At 65.4% G+C, this 26918-nt stretch carries 10 protein-coding genes; 4 read left to right on the top strand and 6 right to left on the bottom strand.

The window, feature by feature from the left end:
• Positions 1–17 precede the first annotated feature (17 nt).
• From LPB04_RS00385 to glnE, 4 genes are all read right to left on the bottom strand, one after another.
• Positions 18–2834, bottom strand: a complete 2817-nt coding sequence (locus LPB04_RS00385) for a TonB-dependent receptor domain-containing protein (RefSeq protein ID WP_227496562.1) — start codon at positions 2832–2834, stop codon at positions 18–20.
• A gap of 325 nt (positions 2835–3159) precedes the next feature.
• A complete protein-coding gene (locus LPB04_RS00380; RefSeq protein ID WP_193686857.1) occupies positions 3160–6069 on the bottom strand; it encodes a TonB-dependent receptor domain-containing protein in 2910 nt (969 codons plus the stop codon).
• Positions 6070–6384: 315 nt separating this feature from the next.
• Positions 6385–9279 carry a TonB-dependent receptor domain-containing protein gene (locus LPB04_RS00375; RefSeq protein WP_193686856.1) on the bottom strand — a complete coding sequence of 965 codons (2895 nt, stop codon included), beginning with the start codon at positions 9277–9279 and terminating at the stop codon, positions 6385–6387.
• 370 nt (positions 9280–9649) lie between these two features.
• Positions 9650–12364 carry a bifunctional [glutamate--ammonia ligase]-adenylyl-L-tyrosine phosphorylase/[glutamate--ammonia-ligase] adenylyltransferase gene (glnE, locus tag LPB04_RS00370; protein ID WP_193686855.1) on the bottom strand — a complete coding sequence of 905 codons (2715 nt, stop codon included), beginning with the start codon at positions 12362–12364 and terminating at the stop codon, positions 9650–9652.
• A 166-nt stretch (positions 12365–12530) separates the two neighbouring features.
• Here glnE and LPB04_RS00365 point away from each other — a divergent pair, with 166 nt between their 5' ends.
• The 3 genes from LPB04_RS00365 (at position 12531) to tldD (ending at position 19218) form a co-directional block, all read left to right on the top strand.
• Complete coding sequence (locus tag LPB04_RS00365) at positions 12531–16688, top strand: YhdP family protein (RefSeq protein WP_193686854.1); 4158 nt, start codon at positions 12531–12533, stop codon at positions 16686–16688.
• A gap of 4 nt (positions 16689–16692) precedes the next feature.
• Positions 16693–17490 carry a carbon-nitrogen hydrolase family protein gene (locus LPB04_RS00360; protein ID WP_193686853.1) on the top strand — a complete coding sequence of 266 codons (798 nt, stop codon included), beginning with the start codon at positions 16693–16695 and terminating at the stop codon, positions 17488–17490.
• Between the two features lie 267 nt (positions 17491–17757).
• A complete protein-coding gene (gene tldD / locus LPB04_RS00355) occupies positions 17758–19218 on the top strand; it encodes a metalloprotease TldD (RefSeq protein WP_193686852.1) in 1461 nt (486 codons plus the stop codon).
• A gap of 229 nt (positions 19219–19447) precedes the next feature.
• Here the strand turns inward: tldD and LPB04_RS00350 are convergent, their stop codons facing one another.
• Complete coding sequence (locus LPB04_RS00350; protein WP_193686851.1) at positions 19448–22105, bottom strand: TonB-dependent receptor; 2658 nt, start codon at positions 22103–22105, stop codon at positions 19448–19450.
• 345 nt (positions 22106–22450) lie between these two features.
• Positions 22451–25318, bottom strand: a complete 2868-nt coding sequence (locus LPB04_RS00345; protein WP_193686850.1) for a TonB-dependent receptor — start codon at positions 25316–25318, stop codon at positions 22451–22453.
• 491 nt (positions 25319–25809) lie between these two features.
• Here LPB04_RS00345 and aroG point away from each other — a divergent pair, with 491 nt between their 5' ends.
• Entirely contained in the window at positions 25810–26868 is a 1059-nt protein-coding gene (gene aroG, locus LPB04_RS00340; protein ID WP_193686849.1) for a 3-deoxy-7-phosphoheptulonate synthase AroG, read from the top strand.
• Positions 26869–26918: the final 50 nt, after the last annotated feature.

The following is a 26918-nucleotide window of genomic DNA, read 5'->3' as shown; positions in this document are numbered from 1 at the left end:
GTGCGACGGGTGACGCGTCAGAACCGGTAGGACGCGTTGATGTACGCGGTACGGCCGCGTGCATCGTAGTAGCGGTCGTCGTAGCCGAACTGCTGGCCGCGGTTCGCGCCCGAGGTCGAGGGAACGAAAGGTGGTTCCTTGTCGGCCAGGTTCAGGACGCCGGCGGTGACCGACCAGGTCGCGTTCGGGGTCCAGACGGTCTGCAGGTCGAAGGTGGCGAAGGACTTGACCTTGTAGCGCACTTCTTCCTGGCCGGTGACGTTGCCGCCGGCGTCAAGTACATCGACCAGGGTTTCCTGGTCGCGGTAGCCCGACTTGAAGTTCGCGCTCAGGGTGGTCGAGAAGTTGCCGGTCTTCAGGGTATTGCGCCAGGTGCCGCGGTTGCGGAAGGTCACGGTGCCCAACTCGGCGAAGTTGGCGATCGCCGAGAAGTACTCTCCGTTTTGTTCCAGCTGGCCCTTCTCGCGCAGCATCTGCGAGATGTTCAGCTGCGAGGTCAGCGCGCCCCAAGGGGTACGGTAGCGGCCGGTGATGTCCCAGTCGATACCCGTGGCGTAGGACTTGCCCAGGTTCTGGTTATCCGCCTTGAAGGCCAGGTAGTTGCGGCCGGTGGCGATGTCCACCTGCGAGCCCCACGAGTTCGGGAACTGCAGCGGGTTCGCAAAGACCACCTGCTCGCTCAGCTGGCCGAAGGTATCACGGATCGCAACCGTCCAGATGTCGGCGCCGAGGCTGAGCGCGCGGAACGGCTCGTAGCGGAAGCCCAGGGTGGCCTGGCGCGATTTTTCAGGCTTCAGGGTCTGGTTGCCGCCGGCCAGCTGGTCGTACTGGGCGCTGCCTGGACGGCAGAGCGCGCCGTTAGCCGCTGCCACCTGCTGCAGTTCCGGCGAGCAGGTGTAGTTCTCGCTGGTCACGCCAAAGCTCTGGAGCGCGGCATTGACCTGCGGGACCGTCGGTGCGTGGAAGCCGTTGCCGACCGAACCGCGCACCAGGAAGTTCGTCGTTGGCGACCACTTGAAGCTGGCCTTGCCGGTGAGGGCGCTGCCGAAGTCCGAGTAGTGGTCGTAGCGTGCCGCGGCACCCAGTTCCAGGTTCTTGATGACAGGCATCACCAATTCGGCGAACACGCCTTTCGAATTGCGCTTCGCGGTGTACGGCAGGGAGCTGGCGGCATCGCCGAAACGCTGGTCGCACTCGAGGCCTGCGGCGCCGCCGCACAGGGTGCCGGCCACCGGATCGGCCAGTGCGCCCTGGGCGAACAGGCTCGGCTTCGAGGAGAACTCCTCGCGGTTGAAGTTGACGCCGACGCCCAGCATCATGGCGCCGCCCGCCAGTTGCATCAGCGAGCGCGAGCCGGTCAGCGCGACCGAATTCAGCTCGGACACACCGCCATCCCAATAGCCGTTATAGGCAGTCGCGCTGATCGCCTGTTGCGCGGCAGCGCTTTGCTGGCCCGGTCCGACGAAGGGATCGAGCAGGCCGCTGCTGGTCAGGTTGCTGACGGCAAGGGCGCCCGGATAACCGGAGATGTCGCCGCGCACCTTGCTCTTTGAGAAGTTGTACGACGCATCGTAATCCCAGCCGGCGAAGCTGCCGCGCGAGCCGAACACGGCGCTGGCGAACTGGGCGATGTCGTTCGACGTACGCTGGCCCAGGTCGAACAGGCGGTAGAAGGCGACGGTGTCGCCGGTAATGCCGAGCGGCACCAGGTACTGGTTGTGCAGGGCCGTACCGGCATCGATCGAGACCTGCCCCGGCACCGGCGCGATGCGCGAGCTTTGCTTGGTTTGCGAGAGCAGCACGTCGGCATACAGTTCCTGGCCGAAGGCCTTGGTCGTTCCGGACAGCATCAGGCTGTCGCGCTTGCGTTCCGGGAAAATCTCCAGATCCTTGACGAAGTCGTAGCCGCAGTAGTCGTCGACGAAGTTCTCGCCGTCGATGGTGTAGGGCTGGGTAACGCGGAAGGTCTTGGTCGGGCAGCTGCCGCTGGTGCGCAGTGCCGGGCTGATCAGCTCGCCGCGGTCGTTCAGGACGTTGGCCGGGATCGGGCTGGCCGAGAATTGCTGGATGCGATACTGCTTGCCGTTGGCCGAGAAGGTACGCTCGCCGGTGTTGGCGAACGAACGGCTGCCCGAAGTGAGCTTGGTGCGCTCGTCGTGGCCGAAGGTCAGCATCACGTTCCAGCCGTCCTCGTCGAGCGAACCGAAGCCCTTGGTCAGACTGAAGCGGCGTTCACGGGCGCCGTCCTTGGGATGCGAGTAGCCGACCGTGATGTCGGCATCGGTACGGTCGCGCTTGGTGATGAAGTTGACGACGCCGGCGATGGCGTCGGCGCCGTACAGCGCGGAAGCGCCGTCGGTCAGCAGTTCGACACGGTCGATGGCCGACAGCGGGATCGAGTTCAGGTCGAAGCCGGCGGCGAAGCCGGTGAGGGTCTGGCCGCCGAACTGCGCGAGGCGTTTGCCGTTGAGCAGGACGAGGGTACGGGTTTCACCGACATTGTGGATCGAGATGCCCGAGAAGCCGAAGGTCTGGCCGCCGACCGAAGCCGATTCGCCGGTCGAGCCCTGCACCGTCGACATGCGCTGCACCAGGTCGGCCATCGAGGTAACGCCAGATGCGCGGATGGCTTCGGCGGTGACGGTCGTGACCGGCAACGCTCCTTCGGCGGCGATGCGCTTGATCGAGGAACCCGTCACCTCGACGCGCTGCATGGCTGGTTGTTCCGGTTGCTCTTGCGCCATTGCCGGCAGGGCGGCGACGCCCAGGCCGAGCGCGACACCGCTGGAAAACATCAGGCGCAGCGATTGCGCCATAACTTTTTCTTTAAACATGATGTCCTATTTAATAGATTGGGCCCCGGAAATCCGAGCGGAAGTCCGGTACATCCTGATGGGTTCTCTGTGAAAAGAAGTTCCTTCTTTTCACCTTTGCCATAACATCATTTGGCAACTTCGGTGTCAACGAGCGCGCGTTATAAGAAAACAACTATTGTGAATATGTGTCGTTACGGAGTCACAATGTTGTAAGGAAACACATTGGCTTGGAGGGCCGCGGCAGGCGGCGCGGGGACGCGGGAAAAGCGGAAATACAATAAAAAATGCCCGCCGAAGCGGGCACCGCATGCCGGCATGGCCGGCATCTGCGATCAGGCGTGCATCAGAACGACTGGTTGTAACGGACGTAGAAGAAGCGGTCGATTGGCTGGTCCGCATCCACCGAGGCAGCCGAGGCCTGGGTGTTGTACGTGATGCGCGGCTCTTTGCCGAAGACGTTGTTCACGCCCACCAGAATGCGGCCGTTCCACGAGGTCTTGTAGCCGACGCTCAGGTCGTGGTACACCAGCGAACCGAGCTTGTTGGCACCGGTACCCCAGGTGGTTTGGGCGTTCGGCAGGTTGCACTCGACGTCCACGTCCCAGCACTGGTCCTTGACCGGGCTGTAGTAACGCATGCCCCAGGTCGCGCTCCAGTTGCCCAGGTTCCAGTCCAGGGTGGTGTTCGACTTCACGCGGTTGTACAGGTACTCGCCGGCGTAGTTGTTCCACTGGCTGTCGGCACCGGTACGGGTACGGAAGGTGTCGACGTACGAGGTCTCGTTACGGACCGAGAACTGGCCGTACTGGGTACGCGGCAGGCGGTAGGACAGGGCGATGTCGAAGCCTTCGGTTTCCATTTCGCCCAGGTTGGCGTTGCCGTGCGACAGGGCATTGACCTGGCCGGTGGCCGGGTCACGCTTGATCACGCTGCAGAAGTCAGCCGAACCGTTGATATAGCACTCGTTGGCCACGTATTCGGCGGAAATGCCGGTGATACGGTTCTTGACCTTGATGTTGTACCAGTCGAGCGAGCCGGAGAAACCTGGCAGGAACGACGGGCTGTAGACGAAGCCAAGGGTCTTGGTAACCGCGGTTTCAGGCTGCAGGAAGGTGTTGCCTGCGCCCGAGTTGAAGGCGGTCAGGCCTTGGGTGCCACCGGTGCTGCTGATCGGGGTACCCGACTGGTCGAGCTGGCGATAGGTCGCGTTGGTGCCCATGGCAACGCAGCGCGCCTGGACGGCCGGATCGCGCGCGGCTTCGCCGAAGCGGGTGTCGCACGGATCGAGGAAGGTGTCGAACGACTGCTGGCCGCCACCGAAGGTGTCGCCCAGGGCAGGTGCACGGAAGCCTTCAGCCCAGGTACCACGGGTCAGCAGGTCCTTGACCGGCTTGTACATGAAGCTGATCTTGCTGTTGGTGGTGTTGCCGAAGTTGCTGTAGTCCGAGTAGCGCGACGCCAGGTTGAAGCTCAGCAGTTCTGCGAACGGCTGGCCCTTCAGGACCGGCACGTTCAGTTCGGCGTAGGCTTCCTTGACGGTGTAGCGGCCGACGGTCGGGTTGCCCGCCAGGTCGGTCGAGTAGCCCGATTGCTCGAACTGGCCCGGACGGTCGTAGCCCTTCACTTCACGGCGCTCGACGCCGGCCGCGAAGCCGATTGCGCCGGCCGGCAGCTTGAAGACTTCGCCGCCGATGTCGGCGGTGAAGCTGGTGACCGAGCTGCCATAGGTCGCCTGGCCGGTCGACATGACGTAGGCCAGCGCTTCCGGGGTCGAGGCCGATGGGCCGCCCAGGATGTCGAACGGGGTGCACTCGGTCAGGCCGATCGGCGCGCCCGGGGTGCCGCACTGGACGACGCCGGAGGCATTCAAGAACGATGGGCCGAGGGCGCGCTTCAGGTTCGGCAGGTTCAGGTTGCCGGTGCCCAGGGTCGAACCGGTGACCTTGCTGTGGTTCCAGCCGGCGCTCCAGTTCCATGCCATGTCGCGCACGTTGAAGTTGCCTTCGAGGGTGCCGTCGACGTGCAGGGTGCGGTTTTCGTTTTCGGTCACGCGTGGCACTTCGATCGTGCGGCGGGCGAAGAACAGGTCCTGGCCATTACCGGCGCCGGCCACCTGGTTGCCGTACGGGTTGAAGTAGCTGTCCTGGTCGATGTAGACCGGGAAGGTCGACTGGGTGGTCGACTGCAGCGGGTAACCGGCAATCTGCGCGGTCGATTTGCGCTGCGAGTACATCGCGGTGCTGCTGAACTTCATGTCCAGCGGCAGGTTGACTTCGCCCTTGACGAACAGCGTATCGAGCTTGTTCGGCATGACGAACATCATGTCTTGCGTCGAATTGTACTTGTCCGCGCTGGCGCCCACGTAGTTGTGGTAGCTGTTCGGGTCGCGCGAATTGGCGCCGGTGCCCACGCCGTCGTAGGTGCCGGTGTGGTTCAGGGTCTTGTTGAAGCCGCCCTTGGCCGGATCGGTGAGGGAACCGCCGAACGCGTCGACGGCGGTGATACGGCCCCATGGGCCGCCACCCAGGCCTGCGGTCGGGTGTGCCGGACCGTAGGAGGTGGAGGTGATTTCACGCGACGATGGCCAGACCACGCCCTGCTCGGTGTGCGACAGGCCGAACATGAGCGAGGCTTTGTCGTTGCCGGCGCCGTAAGAGAGCGAGAAGTCCTTGTTCTTGCCGTCGCCATGATGCTGGTTGGCGCCGGTGTACAGGCTCAGCTGGCCGCCTTCCATCGACTTCTTCAGGATGATGTTGACCACGCCGGCGATCGCGTCCGAGCCGTAGATCGACGAGGCGCCGTCCTTCAGCACTTCGATGCGTTCGATCATCGAGGCAGGAACGGTCGACATGTCGGTGAAGCCGTCGACGGTCTGGGTCCAGCGCTTGCCGTTGACCAGCACCAGCAGGCGGTTCGAGCCCAGGTTGCGCAGGTTGATGTACTGGCCGCCGTTTTCACGGTTCGAGGTCAGCGAGCCGCCCTTGCTGAAGTCCGGCGAGCCGGCCGACGACAGGTTGTTCAGGATGTCGCCGACGGTGACCAGGCCGGTTGCCTGGATCTGCTGCTGGGTCATCACCTGGACCGGCTGGGCCGTTTCCAGGTCGACCTGGCGAATACGCGAACCGGTGACTTCGACGCGTTGCATCGATGCCGACGCCGGCGCTGCGTCCTGGGCAAACGCAGACTGCATGCCAACGGCCAGGCCGCTCAGGCAGATCACGCGGATCGACCGGGACAAGATTGTTTCGATCATGAAACGACACTCCTCAGTAAAAAATCACTCACTCTGATCCAGATTTAGTATTTTTTTATGTAAATACGTCATTCAGGCGTTCAGGCATTCTTCGACGCAACTGGAGTTGCATCAAGCGGGCATCATGGAACCATCTCACGCATGAGCTTGTCAATGGAGTGAACTTTTTACTTTTGAAATGTTGCAAAATTGTGTAAATACGTGAGAATTTCTTTTGTGCACCCTTGACGCCGCGTAGGCAAAGCGTTAACGAAAAATGCCCGCCGAAGCGGGCATTCGATGACAGCCCGCCGGAGCGGGCCGTTCAGGCGTGGCTTAGAACGACTGGTTGTAACGGACCCAGAAGAAGCGGTCCAGCGGGACGTCCGCGTCGACTTTCGCTGCCGACGAGCCGGCATCGTAGTTCGAACGTGGCTTGCGGCCCAGGATGTTGTTGATACCAACCATGATCTTGCCGTTCCATGCGGTCTTGTAACCGACGCTCAGGTCGGTATAGACCTGCGAACCGAGCTTGTTGTAGCCGTCGAAGCCAGCGGACTGGCCAGTCGGGTTGTTGCACTCGATCGGCGCGGCAGGATCGCAATCCCAGCCGGTGGTCTTGACCGGGCTGAAGTAACGGGCGCCCAGGGTGGCCGACCAGTTGCCCAGCGACCAGTCCAGGTTGACGTTCGACTTCACGCGGTAGTACGGGTACTCGCCGGCGTAGTTCAGCACTTCCGACTCGTTCGTGCTCTGCAGGTTGAACTCGTCCACATAGGTGGTCTGGCTGCGGATCGCGAACTGGCCGTACGCATTGCGCGCCAGGCGGTAGTTCAGCTCCAGGTCGATACCCTTGGTCGACATCGAACCCATGTTCTTGTTGCCACGGTTCAGCTGGGTGATCTGGCCGGTTGCGTCACGCGAGAAGTTGTTGCAGAACTCTTGCACACCGCTCACGTAGCACTGGTTCAGGGTGTAAGCGACGCCGATGGCCGACACACGGTTCTTGACTTCGATGTCGAAGTAGTCCACAGCGATCGACAGGCCGTTCACGTACGATGGGTTGTACACGAAGCCTGCGGTCTTGGTGGTTGCCGTTTCCGGGGTCAGGCTGTTGTTGCCGACGCCGGTGTTGAACGCCACCGGGGTCTGTGCACCAGCTGCACCGACGTTGCCGCCAGCCTGGTTCTTCTGGCGGAAGTTGGCTGGGGCGCCGCTGGCGATGCAGCGTGCTGCGACGGCTGCGTCGCGCGAGGCACGGCCGAAGGCGGTATCGCAGATGTCCAGGTAGGTGTCGAACGACTGCGAGCCGCCGCCGAAGGTGTCGCCCAGTGCCGGAGCACGGAAGCCTTCAGCCCAGGTGCCGCGGACCAGCAGGTCGTTGATTGGCTTCCAGGTCAGGCTGACCTTGCTGTTGGTGGTGTCGCCGAAGTTGCTGTAGTCCGAATAGCGGGTTGCCAGGTTCAGGCCCAGGCTCTGTGCCAGGAAGACATTCTTCAGGATAGGAACGTTCAATTCGGCATACGCTTCCTTGACCGTGTACTTGCCGACCGTGCTGAAACCAGCCAGGTTGGTCGTCAGTGCCAGCTGCTCGAGCGAGTCAGGATTGTCCGAACCGCGTACTTCGCGGCGTTCGATACCGGCTGCGAAGCCCAGGCCGCCTGCTGGCAGCTTGAAGATTTCGCCGCTGATGTCGGCCGTTGCGCTGTTGACGGTGCTGTTGTAGGTACCGCCGCCTTTGTGGTTGATGTAAGCCAGCGCTTCCGGGGTCGACGCCGATGGGCCGCCCAGGACGTTGAACGGTACGCAACCGGTGACGATGTTGGTCATGCTGGTGCCGCAGTGCACGACACCGTCGGTACCCAGGAAGGATGGGCCGACGGCCTTCTTCAGGTTGACCAGGTCGATGTTGCCGCTGCTGGTGGTGTTGCCGCTGACCGCGCTGTGGTTGTAACCCAGGCTCCAGTCCCAGGTGCTTGGACCCAGGTTCAGGTTGCCTTGCAGGGCTGCGTCGACGTGCAGGGTGCGGTTCTTGTTCTGGGTGATGCGCGGCAGTTCGATGACGCGGCGGGCAAAGAACACGTCCTGGCCGAGGCCGGCGCCGGCTACTTGGTTGCCGTACGGATTGTAGTAGCTGTCCTTGTCCAGGAAGACCTTGTTCGCGACCTGGGAGGTGCTGGTCAGCGGGTAGCCGGCGACCTGGGTCGTCGAGCCGCGCTCGGCGTACATGGCGGTGGTGGTGAAGCGCATGTCCATCGGCAGGTTCAGCGTGCCTTTGGTGAAGATCGAGGTCAGGCGGCTCGGCGCCTGGAACATCATGTCCTGGGTCGAGTTGTACAGGTCCGCTTCCTTGGCGCTGGAGAAAGCGTGGTAGTTGGCCGGATTGCGCGAATCCGAGCTGGTGCCCACGCCGTCGTAGGTGCCGGTGTGGTTGATCATGCGGTTGAAACCGCCGGCTGCGGCCGAGGTGTTCGAGGTGCCGGCTGCCGTGATCGGGGTAACGCGGCCCCATGGGCTGGTGCCCAGGCCGTCGAAGTAGTGGTTCGGGCCGTAGGTGAAGCTGGTCAGCGCGCGGTCGCGTGCCCACACAACGCCTTGCTCCGCGTGCGACAGGCCGAACATCAACGAACCCTTGTCGCCAGCGACGCCGTACGACAGGCTCCAGTCCTTGGTCTTGCCGTCGCCTTCCTTGTTCTGGCCCATGTAGCCGCTGAACTGGCCACCTTCCATGTTTTTCTTCAGGATGATGTTGACCACGCCGGCGATCGCGTCCGAGCCGTAAATGGCCGAGGCGCCGTCCTTCAGGATTTCCATGCGGTCGATCATCGACGACGGGATGGTCGACATGTCGGTGAAGCCGTCAACCGACTGGCTCCAGCGTTTGCCGTCCACCAGCACCAGCAGACGCTCGGAACCCAGGTTACGCATGTTCAGGAACTGGCCGCCCATTTCGCGGTTGGAGGTCAGCACCGCGCCGCGCGAGAAGTCCGGGCTACCCGACGAGGACAGGGTGTTCAGGATGTCGCCGACGGTGACGAGGCCGCTCTTCTGGATCTGCTCCTGGCTCATGACCTGGATTGGTTGTGCCGTCGCCAGGTCAACAGCGCGAATACGGGAACCGGTCACTTCGACGCGCTGCAGTGAGGTTTCGGTAGTCGCCGTTTGGGCAAAGGCGGACATCGCGCTTACAGCCAGGGTAACGGCCACCGCGATTTTTGTACGTTGATGCATGGACACTCCAAGAAAATGGGTTTTCAGTTATTTCGTCTGCTCTGTTCGAGACTGCAATTTCAACAATCCGGCCCGCCACGTCACGGATGACGTGCCGTGCGCAGGCTGTATGTATTGTCTGCAAGACTTGTATATAGGACACTTTCCTTTGATCAATGTCAATACTCTGCAGAGCCGATTAGTCTTAAACGCAACACAACAGTTGCTCCTGAAAACTTTGTTTTCTTTTATAAGAAAATGTGCATAAATACGGCCGCCCACGGCGCAGCTCGCGCCCTGCATCGAAGCAGGTCGCGAGCGCTTGGTGGCAGTGCAAAAATGCTGGTGCGGCGCACCATCGCGGTGCGGGCGGCAGGAGGGGGAAACTGTTTCAGCCCAGCAGGCTGATCCAGAGCTTTTTGACGTTGGCGCTGTGCGTGAGAACCTGCGCATGGGGCACGCGCGCCTCGTCGCCCTGCAGCCGCAACTGGTGCTGCAGCTTGCGCATCGCCCGGTAGGCGTCGGCGGCGCCGGCGGCCAGCGCCGGATCGATCAGGCCCAGTTCTCCGCTGCGGTGCAGCAATGCGATGTTGCCGACATTCGCCGTGAGTTGCGGATGCGCCGAGGCATAGCGCAGCACCAGGTACTGGACGATGAATTCGATGTCGATCATGCCGCCCGCATCCTGCTTCAGGTCGAACAGGGAAGTGCGGTTCGGCATCGCGTCGTGCATGCGCTGGCGCATCTTGAGCACTTCGGCCTTCAGCTCGGCCTCCTGGGCGCTGCGGTCGCGCCGCAGCACGGCCTCCCGGATCTCCTCGAAGCGCGCGCCGATGGCGGCATCGCCGGCGCAAAAGCGTGCGCGCGTCAATGCCTGGTGTTCCCAGACCCAGGCCGCATTGTGCTGGTAGCGCTCGAAGGCGGCCAGCGAACTGACCAGCATGCCGCTGGCCCCGTCCGGACGCAGCGCGGTGTCGATGTCGAACAGGATGCCGGCCGGGGTGTGGGCCGTCATCCAGGTGATGAAGCGCTGCCCCAGCTTGGCGTAATTCGACGGCGCCATGTCGTCGTCGTCGTCGAACAGGAAGATGACGTCCAGGTCCGAGACATAGCCCAGTTCCTTGCCGCCGAGCTTGCCGTAGGCGATGACGGCGAAGCGCGGATCCTCGCGGTGGCGGGTGGCCACCGTCTTCCAGGCCCAGCGCACGGTGGCGGCAACGACCACGTCGGCCAGCGCCGACAGGTGGTCGGCCAGGCGCTCGACCGACAATTCTCCGGCCAGGTCCAGGGCCAGCAGCCGGAACAGCTGGGCGTGGTGGGCATCGCGCAGGATGTCGAGCTGGCGTTCGGTGTCGCCTTCTGCTTCGCCGAGTTTCGCGTCGAGGCTGGCCGACAGCTGGGCCGGCTCGTCGATGCCGCCGCGGTCGTCCAGCAGTTCGTCGAGCAGGATCGGGTGCAGGGTCAGGAAGGTCGCGGCCCAGCCGCTCGCATGCATCATGCGGATCACGCGCTCGAGGGTGTGCGGGTATTCGGTCAGCAGCGACAGGTAGGCCGAGCGCCGGGCAATGGCCTCGAGAAAATCGAGCAGGCGCCCGAGGGTCGCGCCATGGCTGCCGACGCCGGCTTCCACGACGACGGTCGCCACCAGCGGCAGCGCCAGGTTGACCAGGGCCAGCAGGCGCGCACGGCTCGCGTCGGGCAGGCTCTGCAGACGGGGCGCGCCCCAGGTCGCGGCCAGGCGCCGCGCGGCCCCTGCGGGATCGTCATAGCCGAGCGCGCCGAGGTGGGCTTCGATCGCGGCGATCGCTTCCGGGTCGGCCGCGATCGCTTCCAGTTCCGCGCGCTCCTCGCCGGCGGGGGCGCTCTTGTCGGCGAACATGTCGTCGAACTGGGCGGCGACGAAGGCACGCCGTTGTTCCAGCTGGGCGAGCAGGGTCGGCACGTCGGGCAGGCCCATCATGCGGGCGACGATCTCGCGGTCGCCCTCGTTCGCGGGCAGGGTATGGGTCTGGGCGTCGTCCAGGTATTGCAGCCGGTGTTCGAGGTTGCGCAGGAAGGTATACGCTTCCAGCAGGCGCTCGACGGTTTCCTGCGTCATCAGTTCGCGCTCGGCCAGCAGGCGCAGGGTCAGGCGGGTCGAGCGCTCGCGCAGGGCCGGATCGCGCCCGCCGCGGATCAGCTGGAACACTTGCGCGAGGAATTCGATCTCGCGGATGCCGCCGCGCCCGAGCTTGACGTTGTTGCTGCGGTCCGGGTGCAGGCGCTCCTGGCGTTTGACCTCGGCGCGGATCTGGGCGTGCATGTTGCGGATCGCGTCGATCACGCCGAAGTCGAGGTAGCGCCGGAACACGAAGGGCCGCACGATCGCCTCGAGTGCGGCAATGTCCTCCGCCGTCCCGGTCACGGCGCGCGCCTTGACCCAGGCATAGCGTTCCCATTCGCGCCCCTGCACGATCAGGTATTCCTCGACCATGTTCAGGCTGGCGGCCAGCGGCCCGGAATTGCCGTTCGGGCGCAGCGCCATGTCGACGCGGAAGGTAAAGCCGTCCTCGATGACTTCCGACAGCGCGCCGATCAGGCGCCGCCCCAGGCGCACGAAGAATTCATGGTTCGACAGCTCGCGCTGGCCGGGGCCGGCGGCCGTTTCGCCATCCTCGGGATAGACGAAGATCAGGTCGATGTCGGAGGAGACGTTCAGTTCTCCGCCGCCGCCCTTGCCCATGGAGAGCACGATCATCTCCTGCGGGCGGCCCGATTCGGCGCCGATCGGCATGCCGTGGGCGGCCACCAGTTCGGCCATCAGGTCGGCCAGGTGGGTGCGGATCGCGAAGTCGGCGAGATGGGTCATGGCGCTGACGACTTCGTCCATGTTCGATGCGCCTTCCAGCTCGCGCCGGATCAGGGCCGCCAGCAGCAGGTTGCGCAGGCGCCGCATGGCGCGCGGCAAGGGAATGCCGGCTGCCAGCTCGTGCTCCAATAACGCGCCGAAATCCGGGCAAGCCAGCGATAATTGAGCCAGCTGTGCGACGCGCTCTTCACGCCCGGCGGCGGCGGCGATCCAGCGTTGGTAGAAGCGCGAGGCGCAGGCGGGGGAAGGATGGGGCATGGAGGGTGTCCGGCACGAGAGTAAAAGCGTTCCGACAGGCAGCTTGCGGTAGAATTGCCCGCCGTGCTGCCCCGGTCAGCACGATGGTAAGGTAGACGCCGCAATTCAAGCAAGCGCTCTCTTATTAAAGAACTAATTTTCGGCGAGCCTTATTATTAGCACCCTGATGCACAATCCGGAACCGCAGGCCCCTCCCGCGCCCGTGCCGCTGGCCGAACGCTGGCGGCGGTTGCGTGCCGCCTACCGCTATGCCAACCTGGCGTCGCATCATGTGCTTGGATTCGCCGTCAAGCTGGCGCTGCTCGTCTATTTCGGCCTGGGCATCCTGTTCCTGGTCCTGCGCTACGCGATCCTCCCCAACATCGACCTGTACAAGGGCGACATCGAGCGCGCCGCCAGCCACGCGCTCGGCAACAAAGTCGCGATCGCCCGCATCTACGCCACCTGGAGCGGGGTGCATCCCTCGCTGTTCCTGGGCGACGTCACGCTGACGGACGCCGCCGGCCGCCAGGTGCTCGCGCTGCCTTCGGTGGCGGCCACCTTTTCCTGGTGGAGCGTGTTCGCGGCCGAGCCGCGCTTCGAAACGCTCGAACTGATCCGGCCCCAGCTGGACGTGCGGCGCGGGCCTGACGGCGTAATCCAGGTCGCCGGCATCCGCATCGATCCGAAAGAGGACAAGGGCGGACCCGGCGGCGACTGGGTGTTTCGCCAGCGCGAGATCCTGATCCGCGAAGGCCGCATCGACTGGACCGACGGCCAGCGTGGGGCGCCGCCCCTGAGCCTGCGCGAGGTCGGCGTCGTGTTGCAGAACCATTGGACCACGCACAAGTTTGCCCTGAAGGCGACGCCGCCGACCGAACTGGCCCAGCCGCTCGACGTGCGCGCACGCTTCACCCATCCGCGCTTTGGCGGGCGGGCGTCGGACGTCGCGCGTTGGCGCGGCGAGCTCTACGCCGACCTGCGCGAAGCTGACCTGGCCGCCTGGCGCCGTTACCTCGACTATCCGTTTTCGCTGACCCAGGGCCGCGGCTCGCTGCGCGCCTGGATCACGCTCGACAATGCGCGCCTGGCCGGCTTCACTGCCGACCTTGCCCTGTCCGGCGTGGCCGCGCGCGTCAAACCCGAGCTGCCGCCGCTGCGGCTGGCGCGGGTTTCGGGACGCCTGTCGGCGCAGGAGACCCTGCTGCCCGGCAAGGAAGACGGCAAGCCGACGTTCGGCGCCAACGGCCACACGGTCAGCCTGGACAATTTCATGGTGGTCACGCACGACGGTCGCAGCCTGCCGCCGGCCACCCTGACCGAAACTTTCGCTCCGGCAGCGGCCGGCAAGCCGCAGCGCGTCACGGTCGAGGCGCGCCAGGTCGACCTGGCGGCCCTGGCCGAGATGGCGGCGCAGCTGCCGCTGTCGAACCTGCAGCGGCGCGCGCTGGCCGACTTCGCACCGCGCGGACGCCTACTCGATTTCTCGGCCTCCTGGGACGGCCAGTATCCCCATCTGGCCGGCTATCGGATCAAGGGGCAGGTGGCTGGTCTCAGCCTGCGGCCGCAGGCGGCGCGCGCCGCGGTGCCGGCCGCCCCGGGTGCAGCCGCCGATACCGCGCAGCCGGCGCTGCCGGCCTTGCCCGGCTTCGACAACCTGTCGGGTTCGATCGACGCGACCGACAAGGGTGGCAGCATCGTCCTCGATTCCAGGGAGCTGGTGCTGCACATGCCGGCCTGGTTCGCCGATCCGGCCATGCCTTTCGATAAGCTGGCGCTGGGCGCGCGCTGGACCTACCAGCCGCAGGAGCAGCTGCTGGTCGAGGTCGACAAGCTCGAGTTCGCGCAAGGCAGCCTGCGCGGCAACCTGTCGGGGCGCCACCTGCTGCCGCTGGGTCCGGGTCACGGTCCGGGCGTGGCCGATGTCGAAGGCACGCTGGACGGCTTCCAGATCGCCCAGGTCGGGCGTTTCCTGCCGCTGGCGACGCCCGAACACCTGCGCGACTGGCTGAGCACGGCGCTGCAGGGCGGCATGCTCAACGACGTGCGCCTGCGCCTGCGCGGCGACCTGGCCGAGTTCCCCTTCCGCGCCGAGAACGCGGCGGCGCGCGCGCGCGGCGAGTTCCGCGTCGCCGGACGCATCGCCGGGGGCGTGCTCGAATACGCGCCCTTCCACCGCACGCCTGAGAACAAGCCGACGTGGCCGGTTGCCGAGGCCATCAACGGCAGCATCGTCTTCGACCGCGCGCGCATGGAAATCATCGGCGACACGCTGCGCACCCAGGACCTGAACCTCTCCAACGTCAAGGCAGTGATCCCGAACCTCGGCTCGCACGAGATGCAGCTCGACATCGACGGCAATGCCGCCGGCGCCCTGCAGGACTTCCTGCGTTATGTCGCGGCCAGCCCGGTGCTGGGCTGGATCGGCCATTTCACTGAAGACACCCGCGGCAGCGGCAATGCCCGCCTCGGACTGAAGCTGCAGATGCCGCTGGCGAACCTGCACGACACCAGGGTGCAGGGCGCCCTGCAGCTGCAGGAGAACGACGTGCAGCTCTTCCCGGACCTGCCGCCCATGCAGGCTGCCGTCGGCAAGGTCGAGTTCAGCGAACACGGCGTCAACCTGAACGGGGTCGGCGCCAACTTCCTTGGCGGGCCGCTGGCGCTCACCGGCGGCACCCAGCGCGACGGTGCGATCGCGATCCGCCTGGCCGGCACCCTGTCGGCCGAGGGCATGCGCCGTACCGCGCCGGCGCCGGCGATGGCGCGCCTGGCGCAGCGCCTGTCGGGCAGTACGCGCTACGGCGGCCTGGTCGCCTTCCGCGACCACCAGCTCAGCGTCACGCTCGATTCGAGCCTGGCCGGACTCGGCATGGATTTGCCGGCGCCGCTGAACAAGTCCGAGGCCGACGCGCTGCCGCTACGCTTCGCCCTCACCGGCGCGCCGACGGCGGCGGACGGCAGCGGACGCGACGAACTGCGCCTGTCCCTGGGCGAAGCGGTCGCCGCGCGCTATGTGCGCAGCCGCGCGCCGCACGGCGCCTGGACGGTCGAGCGCGGCGGTATCGGCGTCAACCTGCCGGCCCCGGAACCGGACGACGGCATGATGATCAACGTCGACATGAAGTCCCTGAATGTCGACAACTGGCTGGCCACGGCGCGCGAGATTGCGGGCGAGGGCGAGGCTGTCGCGGGCGCCGCCGCCGGTCCGAATTTTTCCCAATACGTGATACCGACCACGATCGCGGCGCGCGCCTCGGAGCTGTTCGTCGGCGAGCGCCGCATGGCCGACGTCGTGGTCGGCGCCACGCACCGGGGCAACGCCTGGCAGGCGAACATCCATTCGCGCCAGGCGACCGGGTATCTCACCTGGAGCGAAGGGCAGGGGCAGGGCGTGGGCAAGGTTACGGCGCGCCTGGCCTCGCTCGTGATCCCGGAATCGCAGGCGGCCGAAGTCAAGGCGCTGCTCGAATCGAACCGCGGCGCCAGCGCCACGATCCCAGCGCTCGACATCGTGGCCGAACACTTCGAGCTCTTCAATAAACAGTTCGGGCGCCTGGATCTGCAGGCGAGCAACGTGCAGGCGCTGGCCGGCAAGGAATGGCGCATCGACCGCCTGTCGCTGACCAATCCCGACGGCCAGCTGAAAGCGACCGGGCGCTGGCTGACGAAAGACGGCAAGAGCAATACCGGCATGAATTTCACCCTCGACATCCTCGATGCCGGGCGTCTGCTGGATCGGCTCGGCTTCCCCGAAACCCTGCGCCGCGGCAAGGGCAAGCTGTCCGGCGACCTGTCCTGGAGCGGCCTGCCGTATGCGCTCGACATCCCGACGCTGTCGGGCCAGATCGAGATGAACGTCGGCGGCGGCCAGTTCCTGAAACAGGACCCGGGCGCGGCCAAGCTGCTCGGCGTGCTCAGCCTGCAAATGCTGCCGCGGCTGCTGAAACTCGACTTCCACGACGTGTTCTCGGAAGGCCTGGCCTTTGACGGCATCAGCGCCAACGCCATGATCACGCGCGGCGTCGTGAAAACCGACAACCTGAAAATGCACGGCGTCGCCGCCACGGTGATGATGGAAGGCACGGCGGACATCGCCAACGAATCGACCGACCTGCGCGTGGTCGTGATCCCCGAATTCAACCTCGGTACCGGGCCGCTGGTGTACGGCCTCGCCGTCAATCCGGTGATCGGCCTCGGCTCCTACCTGGCGCAGCTCTTCCTGCGTGCGCCGGTGATGAAGGCGCTGACTTACCAGATGCGGGTCACGGGACCGTGGAAATCGCCTACCATTATCAAACTCGACAACCCGCCGCCCGCCGCGGCCGCCAAAGCGAAGGAATAACGAGATGACCCGCGTTGCCGCAGTCCAGATGGTGTCCAGCCCCGACGTCGCCCACAACCTCGCCACCGCGCGCCGCCTCGTCGGCGAAGCGGCCGCCGCGGGTGCGACCCTGGTGACCCTGCCCGAATACTGGCCCATCATGGGCATGACCGATACCGATAAAGTGCGCCATGCCGAGCCGGAAGGCGCCGGCCCGATCCAGGACTGCATGGCGGCGCTGGCGCGCGAGCACGGCATCTGGCTGATCGGCGGCACCCTGCCGCTGCGCTCGCAGGAAGACGGCAAGGTGCTCAACACGACGCTGGTCTACGACCCGCAGGGTGCATCGATCGGCCGCTACGACAAGATCCACCTGTTCGGCTTCAACAAGGGCGGCGAATCCTATGACGAAGCGCGCACCATCGTGCCGGGCGAAGCGGTCGGCAGCTTCGAGGCGCCGTTCGGCCGGGTCGGCCTGTCGGTCTGCTACGACCTGCGTTTCCCCGAGCTCTACCGCGCCATGGGCGAATGCGCGCTGATCGTGGTCCCGGCCGCTTTTACCCACACCACCGGCAGCGCCCACTGGGAAGTCCTGCTGCGCGCCCGCGCCATCGAAAACCAGTGCTATGTGCTCGCTTCGGCCCAGGGCGGCACCCATGCCAACGGCCGCCGCACTTTCGGCCACAGCATGCTGGTCGATCCCTGGGGCGAAGTGAAGGACGTGTTGCGCGAAGGGGAGGGCGTGGTGTCGGGCGAGCTCGATCCGGCGTTCCTGGCATCGGTGCGCGAGAGCCTGCCGGCGCTACGGCACCGAAAAATGTGATCTCGCCTGGAACGCCGAGGTAACGTAGGGTGGGCACTTGTGCCCACGCGTACGTGCAGTTGAATGCCGCAACGTATCCAACATGGCGATTGCTGCGTTTACGATGTTTTGTCGCGATACCACGGCGCACAAGTGCGCCCGCGTGGGCACGAGTGCCCACCCTACGTTACGCTGCTTGCTTGGCCAGACACCCGCGTCCGCACCGGTACGATCCAGGCGGATATGGCACAATGCCCGAATCCTCACGAGACCGAGACAAGACGCAAAATGACCCCATTCGAACCGAATCTTTCCTCCCTGGCTGTCGCACGCGATGTGCTGCTGACGCCATTTGGCCTCGACGAAGGCAAGTTGCTGCGCACGCTGGGCACGATGTTCACCCACAAGGTCGATTACGCCGACCTGTATTTCCAGTTCACCAAGAGCGAAGGCTGGAGCCTGGAAGAGGGCATCGTCAAGACCGGCAGCTTCTCGATCGACCAGGGCGTGGGCGTGCGCGCCATCTCGGGCGAGAAGACGGCCTTTGCCTATTCCGACGAGATCTCCGAATCCGCGCTGCTCGACGCGGCGGCCGCGACGCGCACCATCGCGCGCGCCGGCGCCGGCCGCGTGAAGGTTGCGGCCAGCACGACGCCGACCGGCGGCCGTTCGCTCTACCTGCCGCGCGATCCGCTCGCCTCGCTCGACGCCACCGCCAAGGTGCGCCTGCTCGAGCGCGTCGAGAAAATGGCACGCGCCAAGGATCCGCGCGTGGTGCAGGTGATGGCAGGCCTGGCCGGCGAATACGACGTAGTGCTGGTGGTGCGCAGCGACGGCGTGCTGGCCGCCGACATCCGGCCGCTGGTGCGCGTGTCCGTCACCGTGATCGCCGAGCAGAACGGCCGGCGCGAGACCGGTTCCTCGGGCGGCGGCGGCCGTTTCGACTACGGCTATTTCGACGACGAGATCCTCGACCGCTATGCGACCGAGGCGGTGAAATCGGCGCTGGTCAACCTCGATGCGCGCCCGGCCCCGGCCGGCCCGATGACGATCGTGCTCGGACCGGGCTGGCCCGGCGTGCTGCTGCACGAAGCCGTCGGCCACGGCCTGGAAGGCGATTTTAATCGCAAGGGTTCGTCCTCGTATGCCGGCATGATCGGCCAGCGCGTGGCTGCCAAGGGCGTGACCGTGGTCGACGACGGTACCCTGAAGGACCGCCGCGGTTCGCTCAACATGGACGACGAAGGCAATCCGACCCAGTGCACGACGCTGATCGAGGACGGCATCCTGAAGGGCTATATCCAGGACACGATGAACGCGCGCCTGATGAAGATGCCGATCACCGGCAACGCCCGCCGCGAGTCCTTCGCCCACCTGCCGATGCCGCGCATGACGAACACCTACATGCTGGCGGGCGACAAGGACCCGGCCGAAATCCTGGCCTCGGTCAAGAACGGCCTGTACGCGGTCAACTTCGGCGGCGGCCAGGTCGACATCACGAACGGCAAGTTCGTGTTCTCGGCCAGCGAAGCCTACATGATCGAAGACGGCAAGATCACCTATCCGGTCAAGGGCGCAACCCTGATCGGCAACGGCCCGGAAGTCATGAACCGCATCTCGATGATCGGCAACGACATGGCGCTCGACTCGGGCGTCGGCGTGTGCGGCAAGGAAGGCCAGAGCGTGCCGGTCGGCGTGGGACAGCCGACGCTGCGGATCGATGGCGTGACCGTTGGCGGTACGGCATAAAATTCGCTGCTGTTGCGATGAACGAATGCCCGGCTTGCCGGGCATTTTTTTTGGCGATGAATTGGATTTAAGCTGTAGGGTGGGCGGGTCCCCCGCCCACGCGTTCAACGAACGCTGGCTTCTTCCCGAAATATCATCAGCCGGTTGAACGCGTGGGCGGCAAACCGCGGGGCCGCCGAGGCCCACCCTGCGTCCCTCCGTTTGAAGTTGCAGGATTACCCGCCACCCCTCAGAACTTGTACGTCAACCGCGCATACACCGTCCTCCCGATCGGATCCGTATAGCGCGGATCGTAGCCCAGCTGGAAGTTCGTGACCTGGTTCGTAAACGGCGGCTCCTTGTCGAACAGGTTCTTGATACCGGCGGTCAGTTCGAACATCTTGTTGCCGGTGAAGGTGGTCGACAGCGACCAGGTCGAGTAATGCCGGACCTTGTTGGCGAACTCGGGCGCAACGGACGTGTTCTGGTCTTCGTAGTGCGACAGGTAGCGGTTCGTCAGGTTGAAGCTGTAGTCGCCGCGTACCAAGGTCAGCAGCAGGTTGTGGCGCCACCGGAACACCGGGCTGGCGTCGGCATAGCGTCCGGCGTTCTGCGTGAACGGGCCGCCGCGCTCGTTCTGGTACTCGTATTTGTTGACATAGGTGCCATCGATCGAAAGGCTGATGTTGCCGAAATCGTTGCGCGGCAGCCGGTACAGCACGGACAGGTCGAGGCCGCGGGTACGCACTTCGCCGAGGTTGTCGGTGAGGTCGAGCACGTAGTTGAGCCGGGTGCCGCTCGGGTCGTAGACGAACAGGTTCTGGTATTTCACCGGGTCGCCGAAGATCGTTTGCTCGGCCAGCGAATTGATCTGGTCCTTGAGCTTGATTTGCCAGTAGTCGGCCGACAGCGTCAGCGAGGGGATCGGCTCGACCACGATGCCAGCGCTGAAGGTGCGCGAACGTTCCGGAGACAGGTCGGGGTTGCCGCCGCCGCGTATGTTCTGCTGCTGGCCGCAGACGATGTTCGGGTTGGCGCCGGGAATGGCCACGCCGCCCGGACACAGGCGCGGATCGTCATAGGTGTCGGAGCTGTTGGTGGTCGATTGCGGACCGAACAGGTCGAACAGCGTCGGCGCCCGGAAGCCCTTGTTGAACGAGCCGCGCACCAGCACCTGGGGTACCGGCTGGTAGCGCACGGAGACTTTCGGATTGAAGCTGCCGCCGACGTCGCTGTAATGGTCGTAGCGGCCGGCGAAGTTCAGCTCGAGGTCCTTGATCACTGGCACGTTGAGCTCAGTGAAGACGGCGTAGATGCGGCGCTGGCCCCTCTGGTCCTGGGCGTCGGCGTAGCCCGAGCTCGAGGCCTGGCTGGCCAGTGGCCGGTTGACGAAATACTTGGCACTGTCGCGCCGGAATTCGGCGCCGACGGCAAAGCCCAGGGGCCCAGCGGGCAGGGTCATCAGTTCGCGGCTGGCGCGTGCGTCGACGGCGCTGCTGAGGATGCGCGCATGCAGGTATTCACCCAGCAGCAGCGAGTTCTGCAGGTAGGCGGCGCCCTCCGGGCTTTGCGGACCGAAGGGATTCAGGATGCCGGCCCCGACCCCGTTGATGATGGCCTGGTCGATCACGTAGCCGCCGCGGAAGGCGCTGCGCGCCCGGCCCATCGAATGCGATAGTCCGGCATTGTAATCCCAGCCGGCCAGGGTGCCCTCGAGGCTGGCCAGCAGGCGCACCGTGCTGCTGCTGTCGTAGTTCAGGCGTCCGCCGGTCTCGACCGGGCGCCAGCTGATGTCGAGGTCCTCGCCGGTCAGGCCAGGGAAGGCCGGCGTGATGCCGGCGCCGGGATAGTAGGGGCTCGCCGCCGTCATGGTGACGCCGATGTTCGACAGCGGCGGCGGCGCGACGCGCGACTCGTTGGTGCTGCGGCCCCACAGCACTTCCAGGCTGCCGATGTGGTCGGCGCCGAGCTTGCGGTTGAACTTGCCCATCGCGCTGTACTGGCGCGTCTTGGGGACGTTGTCGACGAACTGGGTGTAGTCGAATTCGCAGACCGGGTCGTCGGTGGCGGGCAGGGTGTCCGGCGGCCGGCAGCCGGTGGCGAAAGACGGGTTGCCGGCGATGCCGAGGCTTGAAAAGAAATTGGCCGGGAAAGGCGTACGGCTGATTTCGTTCATGCCGCGCTCGGGCCGCACGCCGGTGCGCGAGAAGCTGCGGTCGGTGGAGCGCAGCGCGCTCTGCTGGTGGTAGTCGAGCACGCCGAACATGCTGTAGCCGTCGCGCTCGAGGTCGCCCCAGCCGCCCGAGGCGTTGACGCGCTGTTCGTCGCCGCCCCCGCGGCGCAGCGGCTCGTAGCCTTCGAGCGTGACCGCGCCGCCCTCGACCGAGCGCTTGGTGATGAAGTTGATGACGCCGCCGATCGCATCGGTGCCGTAGATCGCGGAGGCGCCGTCGCGCAGCACCTCGACCCGTTCGAGCGCCGAGAGCGGGATGATGTTCAGGTCGACGGTGTCGGCGAAATACGGGTGGTTCGCCAGGCGCCGGCCATTGAGCAACACCAGCGTCTTGTCGCCGCCGAGGCCGCGCAGGTCGGCCACGGCGCGCCCGCCGGTGCCGGCGCCGACCGCCGACGAACTCACCGTCGAGGTCTGGTTCATCGGGATCGTGTTGAGCACGTCCTGGGCCGTCGTCAGGCCCTGCTTGACGAAGTCGGCGGCGCGGATGGTCGTGATCGGCAACGAGCTTTCGGTCGCCAGCCGCTTGATCGACGAGCCCGTCACTTCGACGCGCTGCATCGGCTGGGCGCTTGTGTCCTGCGCGCCGGCTGGCAGGCAGGCCAGCAGGCCAAGGCCCGCCACGGCATTGCCAAACAGGCGGCGCAGCTGGCGGGACAAGATGGTTTCGTTCATTTCCGGCTCCTGGAAGATTGTCGGCCCCTCATTGCGCCACCTCAATGCTTATCTGTAGGTAAATTGACCGCAAGCATGGACAACTGTGGTCAGGCGGGGGTGATTGGGACTGAGTCTTGCACCGTGCCTGTCGATTTGAGTGATCGCGCTCAAATGGCGTGGGAGTTCGTGTGCTCTTGGCGCCAAAAGCATTGCTTGCCGGGGAAAGCCGTTGGATGTGCGCCACATCCGGCGCCGCGCTTGCATGCGACATGGCAAGGAGCCCACCCAAGCCAGCGTCGGCCAGTGCGTGCGCACCGGCCGGCGCCGGGTCTGCCTCTGCCTCCCTGCCTCCACTTCCTCGGATCAGAACGTGTAGCGCGCTCCCAGCGTGAAGGTACGCCCCACCGCGCCCTGGAAGTCGAGCGGGTTGTAGGCCTGGGCGCCATAGGTCAGCGGATCGAGGGGGGCGATCTTGTCGAACAGGTTCTCGATGCTGCCGAACACTTCGAGGCCGGGGAGCGGTTTCCAGCGCGCGACCAGGTCGAAGGTCGTGAACGAGGCCAGCCTGCAGTCGCTCGGCGCATCCTCGCCGTTGGCGAAGTGGCTGGCGCAGCCGCGCGGATCGTTCTTGAACTGCGTATTCTCGATCGTGCCGCGGAAGTTGGCGTTCAGCGACACGCGCCAGTCGCCGCGGTCCCAGGCGGCGCGCAGGTTCACGCGGTGGTCCGGCGTGCCGACGCAGTTCGAGACGTCGCAGTTGCCATGGGTGCCGGCGAAGTCGCGCGAGCTGCCGTCGAGTTCAGTGCGCAGCCATTTGTCGATATACGTCCATTTACCGTCGAGCAGGATATTGCCCCAGTCGCCGGGCAGGCGCACCGTGTGGCGGGCGTCGACGTCGACGCCGCGCACCTCGGTCTGGGCCGAGTTGACGTAGTTCGCCAGCACGGCCGTGATCGCCCCCGGGTCGCCCGGTTGTTGTGCAGTGCTGGGGTCGCGCGCAACGTGGCCGGCGGCGATCGCCGCGGTGGTCAGTTCCTGGTTGATCTCGTTCTTGCGCTTGATCTTCCAGAAGTCGACCGAGACGCTGGTGCGCGGCAAGGGGTCCCAGATGACGCCGAGGTTGTAGCTCTTCGAGCGTTCCGGCGAGAGGTTCGGATTGGGCGAGGTGATGATCGCGATCGACGCCGGGTTGCAGGCCGCCGCCACGCCGAGGCCGCAGCGCAGGGGATCGGCCGCGGTCGAGAAGGCGGCCAGTCCGCCGACCCCGTTTTCGGCCGCGCTCGGGGCTCGGAAGCCGCGCGCAAACGTGCCGCGCAGGGCCAGCTGGGGCACCGGCTGCCACTTGACGCCGGCCTTCGGCGTGTACGAGTTGCCGACGTCGGTGAAATGGTCCCAGCGCAGCGCGCCCGTCACTTCCAGGCCCGGCAGCACCGGCGCCAGCGCCTCGCCGTACAGCGCGAAGACATTGCGCGCGCCGCGGTAGGCCGAGTAGCCGAGGCCGATTATGTTGCCGCGTTCGGTACCGGCGGTCGGCTGCAGCTCGGTTTCTTCGCGCCGCCACTCGGCGCCGGCCGCAACGCCGATCGCGCCGCCGGCCAACTGCCCGACTTCGCGCGTGGCCTTGAAGTCGCCCTGGATGATTTTCGTGCGGGCGTCGTTCGCGATCCTTGGCGACAGCGCGCCGTACACCTCGGGAGTGTTCAGCCCCGCGTTTTCGCCGATGCGCCACAGGGTACCGGCCGGCAGCGCGGCATAGGCCGGGCTGCCGGCTTGCGCCAGGGCGACATTCGCCGCAGTCGGGTTGAGCAGCGCATAGGCGACGTCGCGCTGCAGGTAGCCGGAGCGCTCGTTGCTGACCCTGTTGCGCGAGAACAGCAGGGCGGTATCGTATTCCCAGCCGGCAAAGCTGCCCTTGATGCCGGCGAGCGCGCGCACGAAGATGGAGTCGATGTTCGAGACCCGCGGTCCGACGTCGGCAGCCAGGTAGCGCAGGCGGGCGGCGGTGCCGAAATATGGGTTGTCCGGATGGCCGGCGCCGAGCGCGATATCGGCATTGCTGACTGGTCCGCCCGGGAAACCGACGTTGGCGCTGACGGTCGAGGGGGTGGTCGACGCTGCAGTCAGGCTCTTGTACAGGTTCAGCTCGGTATAGCCCTCGATCTCCGGCGTCAGGCGGAAGGTGCCGCGCCCGAACACGCTGTAGTTTTCCTGCTGCGGCACGATCTGGTTGTACAGCAGGGTCGAATCGATCAGGCAGCCACCGCCGGGGTCACCCTGCGGTTGATTGGTGAAGTTCGAGCAGGCGGCGCCCGGTTGGGGGCGCGTGAATCCGGCTGCCGGGTCGAGGCTGCCACGGTTGTAGTAGTTGTTGGTGAGCGGATTGCGCACATTGCCGTTGATCGCGCTGCCGGCGGCGTTCGGTCCCGTGATGGCGCCGGTGCCGCCCAGCGCCTGCTGCGCCGAATAGCCCCAGCGCCGCAGGTCGATGCGGCCGATGTGGCGGCGGTCGTCGCGCTCGCGCAGCCAGATGTTGTTGTTGCGCTTGTACTCGAAATTGAGCAGCACGTTGTAGCGGTCGGCCTGGAGGTCGCCGAAGCCGTGGGTAATCGCGTAGTTCTCCTTCTCGCCGTCCCAGTCCCCGGTCATGCCGAGGGACCCGCGCACCGTGGTGCCCTTGAAGTCGCGGCGCAGGATGATGTTGACGACGCCGGCGATCGCGTCCGAGCCGTAGATGGCGGAGGCGCCGTCCTTCAGGATCTCGATGCGGTCGACGGCGTCGGTCGGGATCACGTTCAGGTCTGAGAATACCTTCTGGCCGTCGTCGGCCAGGCCGTAGGGCGCCATGCGCCGGCCGTTGAGCAGCACCAGGGTCGAGGCCGTGCCGAGGCCGCGCAGCGAAATGCCCGAGGCGCCGGCCGCGAAGCCGTTGCCGAAGCTGCTCGGCACCGAGCCCTGGTTGTCCACCGCCAGGGTCTGCAGCAGTTCGGACACGGTGCTTTTGCCGGAGCGCTCGATGTCGGCCCGGTTGACGGTCAGCACCGACGAAGCGGTTTCGGCTTCCGCACGGCGGATGTTACTGCCGGTGACGACGACGCGCGCGACCGGCCGCTCGGCCGCTTCCTGCGCATGGGCTTGCGGCTGGACCAGCAGCTGGACCAGCAAAATCGGGCCGATGGCGCCGCCACCTGCGAACAGGCGGCGCACGGATCTGGATAACAAGGTCTCGGTCATGTCTCGACTCCAAGGGATCGTATGGAAATCCCTGTCCTGACTGTAGCCGCACCTTACGTCGCCTCATGGTTTGGATTCAAAGAAACTGATCCGAAGCAAAGGTGTGTGCAGGCCGGACGGGGGCTTGGTCCGACTTTTGCATTGAAGACAACACACCATCTGATATCTCTCAAACGTTTCTGGAGCGTTCAAAAACCTGTCCGTTCTGCGCAACCGCTTGCTCATCACTGATGATTTATGCAGCAAATGACGCACTGCGACAAAACCCTTGCCAAGCTTCCCAGCCAAGGGTTATAGTCGTTTCAAGCTTTTCGGATCCCTCATGCGCAACCCTGTCTTCTTTACCTGCTATTTTTGGTTTAGCTTTTCCGGCCCTCAGGCGGTGGAATAGCGGCAGGTTCACGCGACAGCAGAACAGACCGAACAACCAGAAACCGCCAGAGATGGCGGTTTTTTTATTTGCAGCCCAGACCAACGAAACGGAGTACCGCATGCCTCGTACCGACGATTTACGCATCCGCGAAATGAAGGAACTGACGCCACCTTCGCACCTGATCCGCGAGTTTCCGGTGACACCAATGGCCGAGGAAACGGCATCCGCGGCGCGGGTGGCGCTGCACCGCATCCTGCATGGCCAGGACGACCGCCTGATGGTGGTGATCGGACCCTGCTCGATCCACGATCCGAAGGCCGCGCTCGAATACGCACGGCGCCTGGTCGAACAGCGCCACCGCTTTATCGGCGAGCTCGAGATCGTGATGCGGGTGTATTTCGAAAAGCCGCGCACGACGGTAGGCTGGAAGGGCATGATCAACGACCCCTACATGGACAACAGCTTCCGCATCAATGACGGCTTGCGCATGGCGCGTGAGCTGCTGCGCGACGTCAACGAGATGGGACTGCCTGCCGGTACCGAATTCCTCGACGTGATCAGCCCGCAGTACATCGCCGATCTGATCAGCTGGGGCGCCATCGGCGCGCGAACTACCGAGTCGCAGGTGCACCGCGAGCTCGCTTCCGGGCTGTCCTGCCCGGTCGGTTTCAAGAACGGTACCGACGGCAACATCAAGATCGCCGTGGAGGCGATCAGGGCCGCCTCGACGCCGCACCACTTCCTTTCCGTGACCAAGGGCGGGCACTCGGCGATCGTCTCGACGGCCGGCAACGAGGATTGCCACATCATCCTGCGCGGCGGCAAGACGCCGAACTACGACGCCGCCAGCGTCGACGACGCCTGCAAGCAGATCGCCGCCCTCGGCCTGGCCTCGCGCCTGATGATCGACGCCTCGCACGCGAACAGCTCGAAGAAGCCGGAGAACCAGGTGCCGGTGTGCGCCGACATCGGGCGCCAGATCGCGGCGGGCGACGAGCGCATCGTCGGCGTGATGATAGAATCGCACCTGCTGGCCGGCCGCCAGGACCTGGTGCCGGGCAAGGAGCTGGCGTATGGCCAGTCGGTCACCGACGGCTGCATCGACTGGGAAACGAGTGTGGGCGTGCTGGAGGGCCTGGCGGAGTCGGTGCGCCAGCGCCGTTTGCGCGGGGAATGAAAAAACCCGGCCGAGGCCGGGCGTCGGGTGGGCGGTCTCCCGCCCACGCG

The organism is Massilia litorea, assembly GCF_015101885.1.
Taxonomy (GTDB): Bacteria; Pseudomonadota; Gammaproteobacteria; order Burkholderiales; family Burkholderiaceae_D; genus Telluria; species Telluria litorea.
Note: the sequence above shows the minus strand (reverse complement) of the source record. Positions and strands in the feature narration are given on the sequence as shown.

Coding starts and splice junctions, on each gene's coding strand:
- LPB04_RS00365 (WP_193686854.1), top strand. CDS start 12,531: ATGCACAATCCGGAACCGCAGGCCCCTCCCGCGCCCGTGCCGCTGGCC.
- tldD (WP_193686852.1), top strand. CDS start 17,758: ATGACCCCATTCGAACCGAATCTTTCCTCCCTGGCTGTCGCACGCGAT.
- aroG (WP_193686849.1), top strand. CDS start 25,810: ATGCCTCGTACCGACGATTTACGCATCCGCGAAATGAAGGAACTGACG.
- glnE (WP_193686855.1), bottom strand. CDS start 12,364: ATGCCCCATCCTTCCCCCGCCTGCGCCTCGCGCTTCTACCAACGCTGG.
- LPB04_RS00375 (WP_193686856.1), bottom strand. CDS start 9,279: ATGCATCAACGTACAAAAATCGCGGTGGCCGTTACCCTGGCTGTAAGC.
- LPB04_RS00360 (WP_193686853.1), top strand. CDS start 16,693: ATGACCCGCGTTGCCGCAGTCCAGATGGTGTCCAGCCCCGACGTCGCC.
- LPB04_RS00385 (WP_227496562.1), bottom strand. CDS start 2,834: ATGTTTAAAGAAAAAGTTATGGCGCAATCGCTGCGCCTGATGTTTTCC.
- LPB04_RS00380 (WP_193686857.1), bottom strand. CDS start 6,069: ATGATCGAAACAATCTTGTCCCGGTCGATCCGCGTGATCTGCCTGAGC.
- LPB04_RS00350 (WP_193686851.1), bottom strand. CDS start 22,105: ATGAACGAAACCATCTTGTCCCGCCAGCTGCGCCGCCTGTTTGGCAAT.
- LPB04_RS00345 (WP_193686850.1), bottom strand. CDS start 25,318: ATGACCGAGACCTTGTTATCCAGATCCGTGCGCCGCCTGTTCGCAGGT.